Annotated in this window: 10 protein-coding genes; 5 read left to right on the top strand and 5 right to left on the bottom strand. The window is 42.5% G+C overall.

Annotated features, from left to right (window positions below):
* Positions 1-190: 190 nt before the first annotated feature.
* Both FQ082_RS12165 and FQ082_RS12160 read left to right on the top strand, forming a co-directional pair.
* Positions 191-1,708 (top strand): hypothetical protein, encoded by a 1,518-nt coding sequence (locus FQ082_RS12165; RefSeq protein ID WP_149493289.1) that lies wholly within the window; start codon positions 191-193, stop codon positions 1,706-1,708.
* A 442-nt stretch (positions 1,709-2,150) separates the two neighbouring features.
* The gene (locus tag FQ082_RS12160) at positions 2,151-3,752 is read left to right on the top strand and encodes an OmpA family protein (RefSeq protein ID WP_149493287.1); all 1,602 of its coding nucleotides are present in this window, start codon (positions 2,151-2,153) and stop codon (positions 3,750-3,752) included.
* Between the two features lie 115 nt (positions 3,753-3,867).
* Here FQ082_RS12160 and nagZ read toward each other — a convergent pair whose 3' ends face one another.
* Positions 3,868-4,950, bottom strand: coding sequence for a beta-N-acetylhexosaminidase (gene nagZ, locus FQ082_RS12155; protein WP_149493286.1), 1,083 nt, complete (start codon positions 4,948-4,950; stop codon positions 3,868-3,870).
* 482 nt (positions 4,951-5,432) lie between these two features.
* Between nagZ and FQ082_RS12150 the strand changes: the two genes are divergently transcribed.
* A complete protein-coding gene (locus FQ082_RS12150) occupies positions 5,433-7,643 on the top strand; it encodes a carboxy terminal-processing peptidase (RefSeq protein ID WP_149493285.1) in 2,211 nt (736 codons plus the stop codon).
* A 501-nt stretch (positions 7,644-8,144) separates the two neighbouring features.
* Here FQ082_RS12150 and FQ082_RS12145 read toward each other — a convergent pair.
* Positions 8,145-8,630, bottom strand: a complete 486-nt coding sequence (locus tag FQ082_RS12145) for a peptidylprolyl isomerase (RefSeq protein ID WP_011279591.1) — start codon at positions 8,628-8,630, stop codon at positions 8,145-8,147.
* A 325-nt stretch (positions 8,631-8,955) separates the two neighbouring features.
* Between FQ082_RS12145 and FQ082_RS12140 the strand changes: the two genes are divergently transcribed.
* Complete coding sequence (locus FQ082_RS12140; RefSeq protein WP_149493284.1) at positions 8,956-10,902, top strand: M61 family metallopeptidase; 1,947 nt, start codon at positions 8,956-8,958, stop codon at positions 10,900-10,902.
* 126 nt (positions 10,903-11,028) lie between these two features.
* On the opposite strand, the gene FQ082_RS12135 is transcribed toward FQ082_RS12140, so the two are convergent.
* Entirely contained in the window at positions 11,029-11,868 is an 840-nt protein-coding gene (locus FQ082_RS12135) for a DUF305 domain-containing protein (RefSeq protein WP_149493283.1), read from the bottom strand.
* A gap of 177 nt (positions 11,869-12,045) precedes the next feature.
* On the bottom strand, positions 12,046-12,672 hold the full coding sequence (locus FQ082_RS12130; RefSeq protein WP_149493281.1) for an rRNA large subunit pseudouridine synthase E: 627 nt from the start codon (positions 12,670-12,672) through the stop codon (positions 12,046-12,048).
* Between the two features lie 216 nt (positions 12,673-12,888).
* Between FQ082_RS12130 and icd the strand changes: the two genes are divergently transcribed.
* Complete coding sequence (gene icd / locus FQ082_RS12125) at positions 12,889-14,148, top strand: NADP-dependent isocitrate dehydrogenase (RefSeq protein ID WP_020442670.1); 1,260 nt, start codon at positions 12,889-12,891, stop codon at positions 14,146-14,148.
* A gap of 158 nt (positions 14,149-14,306) precedes the next feature.
* Here the strand turns inward: icd and FQ082_RS12120 are convergent, their stop codons facing one another.
* Entirely contained in the window at positions 14,307-16,526 is a 2,220-nt protein-coding gene (locus tag FQ082_RS12120) for an NADP-dependent isocitrate dehydrogenase (protein ID WP_149493280.1), read from the bottom strand.
* Positions 16,527-16,950: the final 424 nt, after the last annotated feature.

Below are 16,950 nucleotides of genomic sequence, written 5' to 3'. Positions count from 1 at the left end.
GCAGCGATTATCATGCAAAAACCAATATGCGACAAAATTGTGCTTTAATGATTGGTTATATTGAATAATATAACATCGTACGAGTGACAGTGAGTAATGCTTCGTATACTGACAGTAACGACTGATGCTATGACCAATCAAAATATATCGACTATATATGTAACATTAACGCTGACAGAGGCAGTAACTTATGAGTATCATCGATCAACTAGAGCAAACGGTGACCCCAGCTATATTGGGTAACAATGGTAGCGTCTCCCATGTCAGCTTACTGGAACAATTTTATGCGATTTTGGCATCGCGTTTGGCATTGCCACATATCTACTCACAGTTATTGCGTATTGATGCCACCGTTATCAATGAACATGTCGCACAACCACCGTTATTTGAGCAACTTTGGCAAACCGCAAGCTTACGTCGGTTGATGATTCAAGAGCTGGCATCGACCCATCATATTGACGAGTTTACGACGATGCAGCTGCTGATGAATGCCGCGCCACTGGCCTATCAAGAGTTAAAAATACTGGCAAATGGACAATTTTTGCCAGCCTTTTTGCAAGGTGAGCAAGCCTCATTGCGCCCTTATTTGCCGATATGGTCCGCACCTATCATTGGCGCGCCGCAGCATACTGATGATGAGCTGTTTCAGAGCCAGAGAGTATTGGCAGGGACTGTGATACCAGCTGTTGCTTTAAATAACTACAAACCCGCCGCTGTCGATATTATCGCTTCACCGAGTTTCACAGCAGAATCGCCGATACCAACTTTAGATGAGCGTCTCAGCACTGATTCGATTCATGTCAGTCCAGCAGAGCATCATTTGGCAGAAAATAGCAGCCTACGCCGAGAAAAAACACGTACCCGTAATCAACGCAATGATATGTTGCTATGGACATTTGTATTACTAGGGGCAGTGACCGCTATTGGACTTGTGTGGGCATTATTAATCAAGCCAAATGACACGCCGCCAGTAGAAGCTGCGGTGACAACGCCAGTTGTCGTGTCGCCTGTGATTGAACCGCCAGTACAAGTGGTAACGCCAATTGAGCTCATAGTTGGGGTGGATAACAATGGCAGTCTTTATACTTGTAATGGGTCAGTGGGCGATGTCGCGCTACAAAGCCTATTACAACAGGCGCTCAATACCAGCTTTGGTGAGCAGGCAGGGATGTGTCAGTTAACTGTCAAAGAAGGCGTTGCAAGCAGCGTTGCCAATATGCCAATAGAGGTATTACCTAATGTGCTGACATTATTGAGAGCAGCGCCGTTTGCGCGCTTACAATTACAAAATGATCGCATCACGGTAGAGGCGCCAGATGCTATGCAGCTACAGCGCTTAATGACAGATATGCGTACATTGCTACCATCGATGATTATTGAGAGTACTGCGCCACTACCATTACCTATCAACCCTAATGATATGAATAATGGTATCGTGGAGCAACAAGGTATGGCGACCAATAATTTTAATAATCAATTTGAGAATGCGCCTGTCAATAACAATGCTAACAACAGCGCTAATAATGTGGAATATCAAGCACCAGACGATGAGACCAACGATAGTGTGATGCCAGCACCTGTCAGAAATAATAATACTAATAATTTTAATAGCGCGCCTTCAGGTTCAAATGGCTCTATCTCTTTATCTGAAGTTGATGACATGGCAAACAATGTCATTGTGGTTGAACCTGCTCAAGTCAGAAGATAAGTCACTAACATTTTTAAAGACTATAAAACGTTAAAAAGTGTCTTATATTTTATAAGGCACTTTTTTGTTTCCAATAATAAGCAGTTTTTTAGGCAATATTTGATTGGCACTGTTTTAATATTGCAATTTAACGTTGAGCTGAATATAGATTCGCAATTTTCACTTTATAGGCATCATAGTTACGAGTAACAACTGAAATATTACTTATTGTAGCATTTGCACAACAGCGCGTTGATTGTGAACGCCTTCTTAATACTTTTATAATAACGAAAGCTGAATCTGGTCATTGCCCATTTTATAGCGTGGCTAGGTGTTATTTCAGACGATTAAATTTTAGATTACTACTGTTATAGATTAGCACTGACATAACGCGCTTTTTTTTGAGCGCGTAAACGATATAAAACAAGTCACATAAAATAATGATGAATCGAGGAAGGATGCTATGGATATTATTAATCATTTGACACGGACAGTCAGTCCAGCGGTACTTGGAGACGATCACAATCCTGCCAAGAAAAACTTACTTGAACAGTTTTATGCTATTTTTGCGGCGCGTCTAGCAGACAATCAGACCCATGACCGTTTTGCCAATGAAACGATTGCTCGTGATGATCAAGGTTTTTATGATCGTGTATGGACAGAAGACGCGCATCGAGATCAAATCGCTCGCGAGCTTGCCGGTAAGCATAACGTCGATGTCACGGCTGCTCGTGGCTTAATTGCCATGGCAGCACCGCTTGCTTATCATGAAATCAAAAGTTTGGCGGGCACGACGCCAGTACCGCAATTTTTAAACGAAAATATTGACAGTTATCAGCGTCATATCCCCGTATGGGCAAAGGCTGTATTGCCTGTTGGCGTGATTGCTGCTGCTCCTGTTTCTACTGGTACGCATATATCAGATACTGTGAGCACCGCGCCGCTACAGCGCGAAGCAGAAAAAGATGGCAGCTTTATGAAGGCGCTGTTACCTATTATCGGTTTGATTATTTTAGGGGCTTTAGCTTGGGCGCTATTAAGAGGCTGTCAAGATAAGCCTGAGCCGGTCGGCAAGCCTGTTGTGACAGAGCAACAAGCCGCGGATAGTGATGGGCAGGCAGTTGCAGGTGATATTACACCAGCATCCTTGCGTATTGCTACTGGTGAAAATAGTGAGCTATATGCATGCCGTATGGATGTGGGTAATGACACGCTACAGAGCAATGTCATGACTGCGCTGACTGGCGTGTTTGGTGATGCCGCCAATAATTGCCGTGCAGATGTCGATGATAACTTCTCAATTGATATGCCAGCGACTGCGCAGCTTGCCACTATTTTACCTATTTTTAAAAATGTCCCAAATGCCAGTATGTTGGTCAAAGGCGATACGATTACGGTCAATGCTGCTGATACTACCGCTTTAACCAAATTGGTATCTGATTTACAAGCTGCTGCGCCAGCGATGACAGTTATTGCTGAAGGTCCACTGAATGAGCAAACTGAGATTGCTGATAGCTTAACAGCGTCTGAGGCGGCAATGGATAACTTGGGTCAGAACCCCGATCCTCGTGATGTCGCTCGCGCCTTAAGTCTACAAGTGGTCAATTTTGAAGTAGATAAAGCGGTGATTCCTGACGCCAATAAAGCGCTATTAGATCGCGCTGTGAAGCTCATGGAGCAAGTGCCCAATATGACACTGATGATTATTGGTCACACCGATAATACAGCGGATGCTGCTTATAATCTAAAGCTATCAGAAGAGCGTGCGCAGGCTATGAAGGCGTATTTGGTCGCGCAAGGTGTTGATCCTAGCAAGCTTATGACCAAAGGTATGGGTGAGACCGATCCTATAGCGGACAATACGACAGACCAAGGTCGTTTCCGTAACCGCCGTATCGAGTTTGTGGTCTATGACGAAACGACTACAGCCAATGATGGCTTAGCGATTAATAGTGATGCGCTTGATCCAGACCTAAATCCATTAGACAGCGACAACGATGATTTAATGCCAGATGCTGATGATGCTAGCCGTGGGACGGCATTGGATCCAGCTGCAACCAATTAAGCGAAGCGTTAAGATACATTGAATTAAACTATAAATCAGAAAAACCGCATCTTAATCAAGGTGCGGTTTTTATGTTGTCTATTCTTCTATATCAAATTAACTTGATTGCCACTTATTAGATGTAACTTGTTGGGTCTTTTAGCTCAAGATTAGCGGATGCCTTAGAGTCTAATTGAGTAGGAAAAAACGTCTGTAAAATATTCTCTTTTGCTTGTTGCCAACAGTCAAACTGCTGACAAGTCGATTCAAGGTTGCCTTGCCAAGCGGGTATCTGTCCACACATGGTTTTGATGCGTTTTTGATTGGGATAGGGCAGCTCTTGCGCCGCTTTTGCTGCTTCATGAGCCGCGACGCGATCATTACAAACCAAAGCAATATCGCAACCGGCTTCGATCGCTGCTTTGACACGTGCACTGACATCACCCGCAGCTTTTGCCCCTGCCATAGACAAGTCATCAGAAAACAATACCCCGTCAAAATTTAGCTGCTCACGAATAATGTCTTTGAGCCAAATCTTAGAAAAACCCGCTGGTTTATTATCTACTTGCGAAAAAATCACATGTGCTGGCATCAAAGCATCAAGCCAAGGCAACGTTTGCGCAAATGGCTGCATATCACTGTTCATAATCTCATCTAAACTACGATCATCGATGGCTTCAGCAATATGCGAGTCGGGGGCTATTGCACCGTGACCAGGAAAATGCTTACCCGTGGTTGCCATGCCAGCGGCTTTCATACCACGCATAAACTGGCTTGCCAAAGCAGTGATAGCTTGTGGCTCATGGTGGAAGCTGCGATCACCGATAACTTGGCTGATACCATCTCTATCGAGCACCGGTGCAAAGCTCAAATCAATGCCCACTGCTAATACTTCTGATGCCATCAAATAACCACAATCATATGCACAGTCTAGAGCGCGATTGGGGTCTTGGTTAAATAATTCACCAAGTCTTCCCATCGCTGGCAGTGGCGTAAAACCGTTACGCAATCTGGCAACGCGTCCGCCTTCTTGATCGACCCCAATCAGAATGTCAGCATTGTGACAACGTATATCGTCACACAGCGCGCGCACTTGGGCGGCATCGGTGACGTTTCTGGCGAATAATATGACCCCACCAACTTGTGCTTGTCTAATTAAGCTGACATCTTCAGCCGTCAGCGCGGTACTATCGATATCAATCATTAAAACGCCATACATTGCGTGATCCTTATGAGGTTATATATTGTTATATGCTACGGTAAACTAAAAAATCATGAGAAATGACATCTATTATTCATCGCTATCAGGGGCTTATTATGACAGTAATTACGAGTCCAGCATAATGTATCACGGGAATTCATTTGAAGACATTTTAATACATTGACCGATATTCGTTAAATAGAGTCATCTGGTTTATGTAGTAGGAAACTTGGTATGAGCGCGCGCAGCGTGTAAGATTGTTTATACAGTTTGAGACAGAGCTATATTCATGCCCATGCTAGTATTGAATGGTTTTTTAACGATAAAACCAACATAATCCTTACGCAGATATAAGCTTTTAGTGCTAGCGTAACGCATGGTTTAGTGTTAAATATAAGAGAATAAAAATAGCTAGATTTTATGGACAGCCATTTATAGATATTTTTTGATTTTGCTAAAAACAGAGCATACTTTTCACTTAAAATAATTAGGTAGATATGATGAAAAAACAACCAGCACAGTGGTTACTCAGTGCAGCGTCAGTGGGCATCGCAGGTTTAATTCTTACCCAGAGCTACGGCACCGCAGTAGCTGATACCAATACCGAAGGTTTTAAACAGACGCCTGAGCAACAGGTTACCACGCGCCAAGTAGCGGCATTGCTGGATCGCAGTCATTATCTTAATCAGCCACTGGATACAGCAACTGGTAGCGAGATTTTGTCTATGTATATCGATAGTCTCGATCCAAACCATACGTTGTTTTTGCAATCTGATGTCGATGAGTTTAAGAAAAAGTATGCCGATGAATTTGGTGCGCGTTTAAAGCGTGGTGATTTGTCTACTGGGGTAGAAGTATTTGAGCGCTATCGTAAACGCTCAAATGAGTATTTTGCCATGGCAAAAAAGATGCTAAAAACGGATATTAATTTGACCAGCAAGGATAACATTGTCCTTGACCGTGAAAAACTCAATCATTTTAAAACCAAAAAAGAGCAGCGCGACTATTGGGCAAGTCAGTTAAAGTTTCAGTTGATGAGTATTACTTTGGGTAAGGAAGACGAAAAAGCAAAAGAAAAAGTCTTTTTAGACAACCCAGATATCACGCGCGGTCAAGATTTGGTCCGTAATGATGAGCGCACGCCAAGTGAGATTTTACTGAATCGCTTATCTCGTCAGCAAGAGCAGTTTACCCGTCTCAAAGATGATGAGATTATGGAAACCATCTTAAACACGGCGATGCTGACCTACGATCCTCATAGTAATTATTACGCGCCAATTCAAGCCAATGAGCTGCAAATACAATCTAGCCTACAATTAGAAGGGATTGGGGTATCTATCCGCCCTGACCGTAAAAACCCAGACTATACCCGTATTGTGACCTTAGTCGATGGCGGTCCGGCAGCTAAATCCGGTCAAATTAAGCCCAACGATTTAATTATTGGTATTGCCAAAGATGGCGAGACTATGACTGATGTGGTCGGCTGGTCAACGCGAGAAATCGTCAGTCTGATTCGTGGTAAGCGCGGTACATCGGTGACGATTAAAGTTCGTCAGCCTAATACCCCTGATGCCAGTGCTCGTAATGTGACTGTGGTTCGAGATATTATTGCACAAGAAGAATCAGGCGTCACTCAGCGTGTCGTTGAAGTTCAGCGTCCAAATATCGATAAAACTCCAAAACGTATCGGTGTTCTTGAAATACCAAGCTTTTATTTGAACTACCGAGCCCGCCGTAATGGTGAAGATTATCGTAGTGTCAGTATCGATACCGAAAAAGCATTGAAAGAGTTAAATAAAAAGAATATCGATGGCTTGGTCGTTGATTTGCGCAATAATCCAGGTGGCTCACTAGATGAAGTTGCCAAGATGCTTGGCTTCTTTATTAAGAGTGGTCCGCTAGTACAGATTCGTGATAATCGTGGCAATATTCAAGTTTACCGTGATGATGACGGTGGTGAGCAGCTATATGATGGTAAGGTAGTCGTTTTGACCAATCTTGCCTCTGCGTCAGCAAGTGAGATTTTTGCCGCCGCTATTCAGGATTATGGACGTGGCTTGATAGTCGGTAGTACTACAACAGGTAAAGGCTCAGCGCAAATCCAATTAGACAGCTTGGCGCTTGGTTCTGCGACGTTAACGCAGCGTAAATTCTATCGTATCACCGGTGGTAGTACGCAGAATAAAGGCGTGGTCCCTGATATTGAATTGGTCAACATCTATGACGATGCAACCTTTGGCGAGCGCGCACAGAAAAAGGCGCTGCCTTGGGATACAATTAAGACTGCACCGTATAAGCCCGAAGGTAAATTCACGTCGAATACCTTGGCGACTCTTAACCAACAGTCGAAAATCCGCCAACAAAAAAATCCGCAGTTCGTTTATTTATCAACGCTCAATGATATCCGTAATATGGAAGATGAGAAAAAACCAGTTGCGCTCGATATCAATAAACGCCGTGCCAAAATGCAGCTAATAGAAAAACGCTCCCTAGAGGCTGAGAACAAGCGTCAGATTGCAACTGGTGAGCGTCCTTATGCCAACTGGAATACTTATCAAGCGGCAATGGATGCAAAGTTTGAAGAGCGCAGTCAGATGAAGGCTGCTGAGCGCCCAGAGCTACCAGAAGATGAAGCTTTCATTAATGAAGCGGCTTATATTATGCTCAGTGCTGAGCCAACAAAGCTGAGCAGTCCTGAAGAAAAGCTATAAAAATTATTGTAGACTATTATCTATTCAGCTGCCCAAACTCTACGAAAATTGTACGTAAGCATATGCTTACAAGGATTGACGTTTAGACCTCTTACTTAGTATGGGTCAATCTGCGATTATACATCTACGGCAAGATTGAACTGAAAGGTTCAGAGGTACTAGGGATTGGTATCTGGAAAGTCGCATAAGGGATAGGTAGTTTGCTGATTAGGGATGATAGGGCTGGATGCCCGACCGTTATAAAATACTTCGGGATTAAGTATTGAATGACAGTAACATGGATGGTTGGTAATAAAAGCCGCATAATGCTAGTCATTATGCGGCTTTATTACGTTTGGGCTTTGTGATATTTTAAAGGTCTTAATGTCAAGTAAGTACAGATAAAAACCTTTAAATTTGCTCATAAAAAAGGGTCAATAGAAAAATCTACTGACCCTTTGCAACAAAGGATGGGCTTCATCACTCATTGCTTATGCATCTAGCACAATAATCTATAAGAGATTAGTGTTCAACGCCACCTGCGCCATGTACATGACCGTGGTTTAGTTCATCTTCAGTAGCAGCACGTACTTCTTGGATTTCAACATCAAACGTCAAACGCTTGCCAGCTAGTGGATGGTTTGCATCAACAGTCACTTCTTTGTCACTGACGGCAGTCACAGTAACTAGCATCACTTGACCACCAGCTTCTGACTGAAACTGCATACCAGGCTGGATATCTTCAACGCCTTGGAAGTTGTCACGTGGTACATGTTGTACCGCTTGTTCTTGATATTCGCCGTAACCGTCAGCAGGCTCAACAACAGCATTAACTCTTTCGCCAGCAGATTTACCTTCTAGTTGTTGCTCTAGACCTGGGATGATATTACTGTGACCATGCAAATAAGCAAGTGGTTGACCTTCTGGAGATTGGTCAAGGATATTACCTTCGTCGTCTTTTAGCGTGTAGTTGAACTTGACGGCAGTGTCTTTTGCGATAGTAGTCATAAATTATCCTAAATATGTTGATATTAAAAATTAAATACGGTTGCAATAAACCTAAAAAAGCCAATCAGCCAGCCAAATAGCCACGTCATCAGTTAATTATCATCAGTTTATTAGGGTAACTTTAGCAGTTAGCCTCTTTAATTGCGATAACTCCCATCACTTTCAAGGTTAAAACAACAAAAAATGCCAATTAATCGTGTAATTGAGCAGAATAATCCATGTTTTTAGCATATTAACCAAATACTGCGTTGCTGGTTTTAGGTTCGCCAGTTGCGTTTTTGAGCAATGACTTCTACCATAGCAGTAATTATAAGGATAAAAAAATATGACTTCACTCTCTCATGCTGTCGATAATCAGCCATCTAATATTAACTACCAATTCGACTTTGAGCGTTTTTTAGAGCATCTGGTTGATGTCACGCTTAGGTTTACAGCAGATACAGACGCGCCAAGCTTATGGCTACCGGCATGGATACCGGGCAGTTATTTGATGCGTGAATTTGCTCGAAATATCACCGCTGTACATTACGAGATATTGGATAAAGAGTTATCGGATAACCAGATTGCGAATAATAAAAATTCTAAGTGTTATCGCGCGCAAAAAACTGATAAGCACACATGGCAATTGCCACATGCAAAAGCAGGGCAAACGATAAGCGTATATTACGAAGTATATTGTTATGATTTATCGGTGCGCACGGCTTATGTCGATCAGCAGCGCTTGTACGGCAATTTTACGTCTTTGGCATTGGCAGTTGCTGGGCAAGAGCAATCACCAATCCAGGTTAGCTTGATGGTACCCGAAGCCTTTTTTATTGATAAAAATAAAGAGCAAGTATTACTGGCGTGTGGACTTAAAGCTACATACTTACAAAGCGATGAGCAAAATTTATATAGTTTGCAAGCGGACAGCTATCATGAACTTATTGATTATCCGTTTGAGATTGCCATACAAGAGAAATTTGATTTTATTATTCAAGATAATCAGCATCAGACGCTGAGCCATCAATTTTTCCTCGCGGGTAAGCATAATGCCAATATGGGACGATTGCAGCAAGACCTAACTCGGATCTGCCAGACGTATCTCAATTGGTTGGGTGACGCGCCATTTAATGATTATACTTTTATGACTTATGCTAGTGGGCAAGATTATGGCGGCTTGGAGCACATCAATTCGACCAGTTTGATTACCCCACGCCGTGATTTACCTCATATCAATGAACCAACAATGCCAAGTAGTGATTATCAGCGATTTTTAGGCTTGTGTAGTCATGAGTATTTTCATGCGTGGTGGGTCAAGACAGTTCGTCCCGATGTGATGCTAGATGTGGATTTACGCCGCGAAGCTTTTACACCTTTGCTATGGGTATTTGAAGGCTTTACCTCGTATATTGATGACTTTATGCTGCAAGCATCAGGAGTGATTGATAAGGCAAGCTATCTAAAGTTATTGGCAGAACAAATTAATCGCTATCACCAAACGCCGGGTCGCGCACAGCAAAGTGTGGCAGAATCGAGCTTTGATGCGTGGATTAAGCTGTATCGCAACGATGAAAATACTGGCAATGCGGGTATCAGTTACTACAATAAAGGATCTTTAGTGGCGTTATGTCTGGATTTAACGCTACTAGAAAAGAGCGCGGGACGTTATCGTTTATTTGATGTGGTCAAAGCTTTTTATGAACAAGCGAAGCAAAATGACAAAAAGCGCGTCGGGATCAGTAGTGCCGATATGGGGACTATTATTGGGCAGTTTATGCCATTAGCGGATTGGGAAGATTTTGAGCGCTGCTATGTTAATGGCGTTGAAGAGTTGCCTCTAAAATCGTTGTTAGCCGCTAACGGTATTCAGTTACATAGCAATACCAAAGAGACCGCTGACAAACATGTACCGTGGGGCATGAGATGTACTGAAACGCCAATGGGACTCAAGGTCAGTAAGGTAGCGCGCGCGAGCGCCGCGGCAAAAGCTGGACTCTCAGCACATGATGTTATTATCGCAATTGATGGTATCAAAGCAGATAACAAACAACTAGCCCTATTCAATGATGCATCACACGACATTGAATGCCATTTGTTTCGCCGTGATGAGCTGATGACGGTTAAGGTTGTACCGAAAGTCGATACAGATGAGAGTGATGGTTTAGATAAAGTCTGTCCACATAGTATTAGCTTGCGTTTAGCAAAGGCTAATACAGATGATGAAAATAAGATAAATGAATTAAAAACAGAAAGTGCTTGGTTAGATGTGATGAAGGGTGCCGAGTCATAGTGATTTGGCTATCACACGTAGTTGAGTACTCTACAAAGACAGTGGCTACTATAAAATTAGCAGCTATTAAAAAGCCCATACTAAACAATGATGCTTAGTATGGGCTTTGTGTTGTACACTTAAAATTTAAGCATTAGGTTTTGTGGTTTTGGCAACCTCTACGGCTTCTTTCTGGTTTGCAGAAGTATCTTGATCGGTAGCATTGCTTGCATCTTTTTCTGCATTAACTAACGTTTTTGCAATCCACTCTTGTAACCATATAATTTCAGGCTGCTGGGCATCAATGATGTCTTGTGCCAATTTACGCATTTCTTTATCAGTACCGTATTGCAGCTGTACCATTGCCATATCTACCGCGCCGCGATGATGAGGCAGCATACCACGTGCAAATGCCATGTCTGGCACAGGATTTGCGATGCCAGTCATCATGTCGTCATGCATGGCTTGCATGCCTGCCGTATAAGCTTGTTGCATTGCTTGGGTATTGGGCTTTGGCTTGGGCGCATCAGGGTGGCTAGCAAGCCATTTATTTATAATATCAATCTCAAGCTGCTGTGAGTCAATGATGTCTTTTGCCAGCTTACGCATCGTCTCATCATTACCGTATTTAAGCTCAATCTTTGCCATATCTACTGCACCATGATGATGCCCAAGCATACTTTTTGCAAAGGCTGTATCAGGATCATTATAAGCCATACCTACCATCATCTCATTATGCATATCAGTCATAGACTTCGTATAGTCTTTAAATATGTCCGTCATTGGCATCTCATCTGGCGTAGTATCAGCAGTCATCATATCGTGAGCATCCATATCTTCATGGCTGTCAACTTGCTCTGCTACGACCGGTGCATCGTCTTGCACTGCATTCACCTCAACATCATCTGATGCTGGCTGGCAAGCACTTATTAATAGCGCAGCAGACACGCCAGTAGCAAACAAGGCCAAACGATGAAAAGCAGTCATGACATATCCTTACCATAAATTGAACAAGAAGCTTAGCAAAAAAGCATATAAGGCACATAGCTAAATGTTAACAGATAAATCTTACTTTTTCGAGACGCTATGTTTAAGATGTCGTAATATAGTGAGCTTAAATAAAAAAGCTATCTTAAGTACAGCTTTACTTAGGTATTATGATAGCTAACCTATGACGCCAAGTTTTCGGCATTGCTCACTATTTAAATGAATGCGTACAAACTCACCAACGCCCAACTCTCCAAGCTCAAATCCTGCCACTGACCAACGTATCAAGCGTAAGCAAGGCAGCCCTACATGCGCAGTCATACGCCTCACTTGGCGATTTTTGCCTTCATAAATAGTTAGCATCAACCATGACGTTGGGATATTTTTACGCTCACGAATAGGCGGATTACGCTGCCATAATGTAATCGGCAAGTCGACTTCATCCACCAATACTGCAGAGGCAGGCAATGTCTTACCGTCTTTCAAGACCACGCCTGACGCCAGCGCCTTTAATTGGACAGCAGTGACCATGCCTTCTACTTGCACCAAGTAAGTCTTACCTTGTTTTTGTTTGTTTTGCGCAAAACCCTTTGCAGATGGTGGCTGCGTGATGGCTTTATTAATGCGTCCATCACTGGTCAAAATCAGCAGCCCCTCTGAGGTAGCATCAAGCCGACCAGCGATACGGAGTGATTTATCCGTAAAATATTCTGATAGAGTAGTATGGTCATTATTGCTGTCATCACGGAATTGACTTTGTACTCCGTAAGGCTTATTAAACAAAATCAGGCTAGAGCTGGACATAAAATAGTGTTTCCCAAAAATAAAATGGCGGATAGCAGGACATATACTATAAGAATTAATATACGAGTAAAGCCTAAAGGTAGAGGCGTGTTTTACCTTAAGTTTATCGTATTGTACAAACATTTATAATGCTGTCATCACCATGATAAAACAGCTAGCATAACAGAATGCCAAGGACGCTTAAAACACATAATACCTATCAAGGAGTATCACCTCATGTCATATAACAAGGTTATCGTACCAATAAACGGCGAAAAAATAACCGTAAATGCTGATTTATCCTTCAATATTCCAAATCATCCGATCATTCCCTTTATCGAAGGCGATGGCATCGGCGTTGATATCACACCTGTCATGATTGAAGTGATTGATGCGGCAGTTGAAAAAGCTTATAAAGGCAAAAAGTCCATCGTTTGGATGGAGACCTATTGCGGTGAAAAAGCCTCTAAAATTTATGACGGCGAATTTATGCCAGAAGAGACGCTTGATGTGTTGCGTGATTATGTCATCAGTATAAAAGGTCCGCTGACCACGCCAGTTGGCGGTGGTATGCGCTCGCTGAACGTGGCAATGCGACAAGAGCTTGATTTGTACGTTTGTCAGCGTCCTGTACGTTGGTTCGAAGGCGTTCCAAGTCCTGTCCAGCATCCTGAATTGACTGATATGATTATTTTCCGCGAGAACTCAGAAGATATCTATGCCGGTATCGAGTGGAAAGCAGGCAGTGAGGATGCCAAAAAAGTCATTAAGTTTTTAAAAGAAGAGATGGGCGTGACACAGATTCGCTTTTCAGAAGATTGTGGCATTGGTATCAAGCCAGTATCAAAAGAGGGCTCACAGCGTTTGATTTGTAAAGCCATTCAGCACGCCATCGACAATGACTTGCCTAATGTGACGCTTGTGCATAAAGGCAATATTATGAAGTTCACTGAAGGCGCTTTTAAAGAGTGGGGATATGAGGCTGCTACTGAGTGCTTTGGTGCTCAATTACTAGATGGTGGCCCTTGGATGACGATAACAAATCCTAAGACGGGTCATAAGATTGTGATTAAAGATGTGATTGCAGATGCGTTTTTGCAGCAAATCCTGATGCGTCCAGCTGACTACTCAGTGATTGCGACATTAAACCTAAACGGCGACTACATCTCTGACGCGCTAGCCGCGCAAGTCGGTGGTATCGGTATTGCTCCGGGTGCTAATAAAGGAGTTGCTATTGCCGTATATGAGGCAACACATGGTACAGCGCCAAAGTACGCCGGACAAAACAAAGTCAATCCGGGTTCGCTTATTTTGTCAGCTGAGATGATGCTACGTGATATGGGCTGGACAGAGGCTGCTGACTTGGTCATCGAAGGTATCCAAGGTGCTATCAAAAATAAGACCGTGACCTACGATTTTGAACGCTTGATGCCGGATGCCACCTTACTGAGTACCTCTGAGTTTGGTAAAGCAATCATCAAACATATGAATGCGTAAGAAAATGATGTCTTTTACACAATGTCTTGTAAATAGTCTCTGACATAAAAATCACTCATTAATAAAAGACAAAAAAACACCCCAAAATCTAAGATATTTGGGGTGTTTTGTTTACGCTAATGTCACTTCTATAAATTAACTTTTATAAGATGAGTTAATTATAATGAAGCAATGGCGTTATTGAACAAAGTGCTAGGACGCATTGCTTGCTCAGCCAATGCTTCATCCGCTAGGTAATAGCCTTTAAGATCCATAGGCTTACCTTGAGCATCATTTAGCTCTTTGATAATAGCTGCTTCATTGCTCTCAAGATTCTGCGCAAGTGCGGTAAATTGTGCTTTTAGCTCGCCATCTTGCTCTTGAGCGGCAAGCTCTTGTGCCCAATACATCGCAAGATAGAAGTGACTGCCACGATTGTCAAGCTCACCAGTTTTGCGTGATGGAGACTTGTCATTCAATAACAGCTTTTCAGTTGCTCTATCTAAGGTATCAGCCAATACTTGAGCTTTAGGGTTGTTGTCATTCTGTGCTAAATGCTCTAGCGACACAGTCAATGCCAAGAACTCACCCAAAGAATCCCAACGTAAGTGGTTTTCTTCAACCAATTGTTGTACATGCTTTGGTGCTGAACCGCCAGCGCCTGTTTCAAACAAACCGCCGCCCTTCATTAATGGAACCACTGACAACATCTTAGCACTGGTGCCCAATTCTAAAATCGGGAATAAGTCAGTGAGATAATCACGTAAGATATTACCAGTAGCAGAAATCGTATCAAGACCACGAGCAACGCGCTCTAAGGTATAACGCATGGCACGAACTTGTGACATGGTTTCGATATGTAGACCAGTGGTATCATGATCTTTTAGATACATTTTTACCTTTTTGATCAGCTCATTTTCGTGTGGACGATACGGGTCTAACCAAAAGATGACTGGTGTATTCGATTCGCGTGCACGGCGTACTGCAAGCTTGACCCAATCTTGGATAGGCTCATCTTTAACCTGGCACATGCGCCAGATGTCACCTTTTTCAACGCGTTTTTCGAGTAATACTTCTTCAGTATCGATGTCAACAATACGGGCAATACCGCTATCGCTAGACTCAAAAGTCTTATCGTGCGAGCCGTATTCTTCCGCTTTTTGTGCCATTAGACCGACGTTAGGTACTGTGCCCATCGTTGTTGGATCAAAGTTGCCATGCCATTTACAGAAATTGATCATTTCTTGGTAAATGCGCGCAAAGGTAGATTCTGGCATGACAGCTTTGCAATCATATAGTTTGCCATCAGCACCCCACATTTTGCCGCCATTACGAATCATGGCTGGCATTGATGCGTCAACGATGATGTCACTTGGCGAATGGAAGTTGGTGATGCCTTTTGATGAATCAACCATTGCCAAACGTGGACGATGTACTTGGCAAGCATGTAAATCACGCTCAATCTCTTCACGCAAACTGGCTGGCAATTCAGCAATTTTTTCATATAAGCTTGCCATGCCATTATTGACATTGATACCTAGCTCATCAAATAATGCGCCATGCTTTTGGAAAGCATCCTTATAATAGATTCTGACCGCATGACCGAAGACGATAGGGTGCGATACTTTCATCATGGTCGCTTTTACGTGCAATGAGAATAAGATACCAGCTTCGCGGCAATCTTCCATTTCACGCTCGTAGAATTCTAATAGCGCTTGTTTGCTCATCACCATCAAATCAATGACTTCTTTATCAAGTAAAGCAATCTTAGGCTTTAATACTTTGATAGTACCATCGTCAGACAAAATCTCCATACGTACAGTACGTGCTTTATCTAAAGTGATAGATTGCTCGCCATCATAGAAGTCGCCGCTGTGCATATGTGATACATGCGTTTGTGACCATTGTTTCCATTCACCCATAGAATGCGGATGTTTGCGTGCGTAGTTTTTGACCGCTTTTGGTGCGCGGCGATCTGAGTTACCTTCACGAAGTACAGGGTTTACCGAGCTGCCTAGACTTTTGCCATAACGCAGACGAATCGATTTTTCTTCGTCAGTTTTTGGGTCATCTGGAAAATCAGGAATAGCGTAGCCTTTACCTTGTAGTTCTTTAATGGCTGCTTTCAACTGTTGAACAGAAGCACTGATATTTGGCAATTTGATGATGTTAGTGTTTGGATCTTGTGTCAGACGACCTAGCTCAGCTAAGTTATCAGGAACGCGTTGCTCTTCACTTAAAAACTCAGGGAATTCAGCCAATACACGGGCTGCAACTGAGATATCACTGGTGTCAACTTCAATGCCTGCTGTGTGAGTAAATGCTTTGACAATAGGCAAGAATGATACGGTTGCAAGCGCTGGGGCTTCGTCGGTTTTTGTATAAATAATTTTTGACATTGTAGTAGAGTATTCCTTTATGTTGTCATTAATAAGGGGAGTAAGGCTTGGATCTTATTTAATCGCTTTATATAGCCTTCATACCATAATGAGTGATGGCGCTAAATTAAGCACATCAAGTGTCACTTTTGCAATCATACAAAAATATATTTAAACAGTTTGACGCATTTAAATAGTTTTGAGACTGCCTGTTGACCTTATTTTGCAAAACTATCTTTTGGAAGCTGTTTTAACCTTTATGACAAACTTACCGCCAAAAGAGGGGTTGAACGATTGGGTAACACTGCCTGACGATACATGACAGTCGATATATTATAGTTCATCCACTATAAATCCGATATGATGTCAATCTCGTATGTTGAACTAAGTATACTATTTCGCTCATATCTCATCTATATGAATTATATTAAGCTAATAATACTCT

This window comes from Psychrobacter sp. ANT_H56B (assembly GCF_008369245.1).
Classification (GTDB): domain Bacteria; phylum Pseudomonadota; class Gammaproteobacteria; order Pseudomonadales; family Moraxellaceae; genus Psychrobacter; species Psychrobacter cryohalolentis.
This window is presented reverse-complemented; position numbering and strand designations above follow the sequence as displayed.

Coding starts and splice junctions, on each gene's coding strand:
- FQ082_RS12165 (WP_149493289.1), top strand. CDS start 191: ATGAGTATCATCGATCAACTAGAGCAAACGGTGACCCCAGCTATATTG.
- FQ082_RS12160 (WP_149493287.1), top strand. CDS start 2,151: ATGGATATTATTAATCATTTGACACGGACAGTCAGTCCAGCGGTACTT.
- nagZ (WP_149493286.1), bottom strand. CDS start 4,950: ATGTATGGCGTTTTAATGATTGATATCGATAGTACCGCGCTGACGGCT.
- FQ082_RS12150 (WP_149493285.1), top strand. CDS start 5,433: ATGAAAAAACAACCAGCACAGTGGTTACTCAGTGCAGCGTCAGTGGGC.
- FQ082_RS12145 (WP_011279591.1), bottom strand. CDS start 8,630: ATGACTACTATCGCAAAAGACACTGCCGTCAAGTTCAACTACACGCTA.
- FQ082_RS12140 (WP_149493284.1), top strand. CDS start 8,956: ATGACTTCACTCTCTCATGCTGTCGATAATCAGCCATCTAATATTAAC.
- FQ082_RS12135 (WP_149493283.1), bottom strand. CDS start 11,868: ATGACTGCTTTTCATCGTTTGGCCTTGTTTGCTACTGGCGTGTCTGCT.
- FQ082_RS12130 (WP_149493281.1), bottom strand. CDS start 12,672: ATGTCCAGCTCTAGCCTGATTTTGTTTAATAAGCCTTACGGAGTACAA.
- icd (WP_020442670.1), top strand. CDS start 12,889: ATGTCATATAACAAGGTTATCGTACCAATAAACGGCGAAAAAATAACC.
- FQ082_RS12120 (WP_149493280.1), bottom strand. CDS start 16,526: ATGTCAAAAATTATTTATACAAAAACCGACGAAGCCCCAGCGCTTGCA.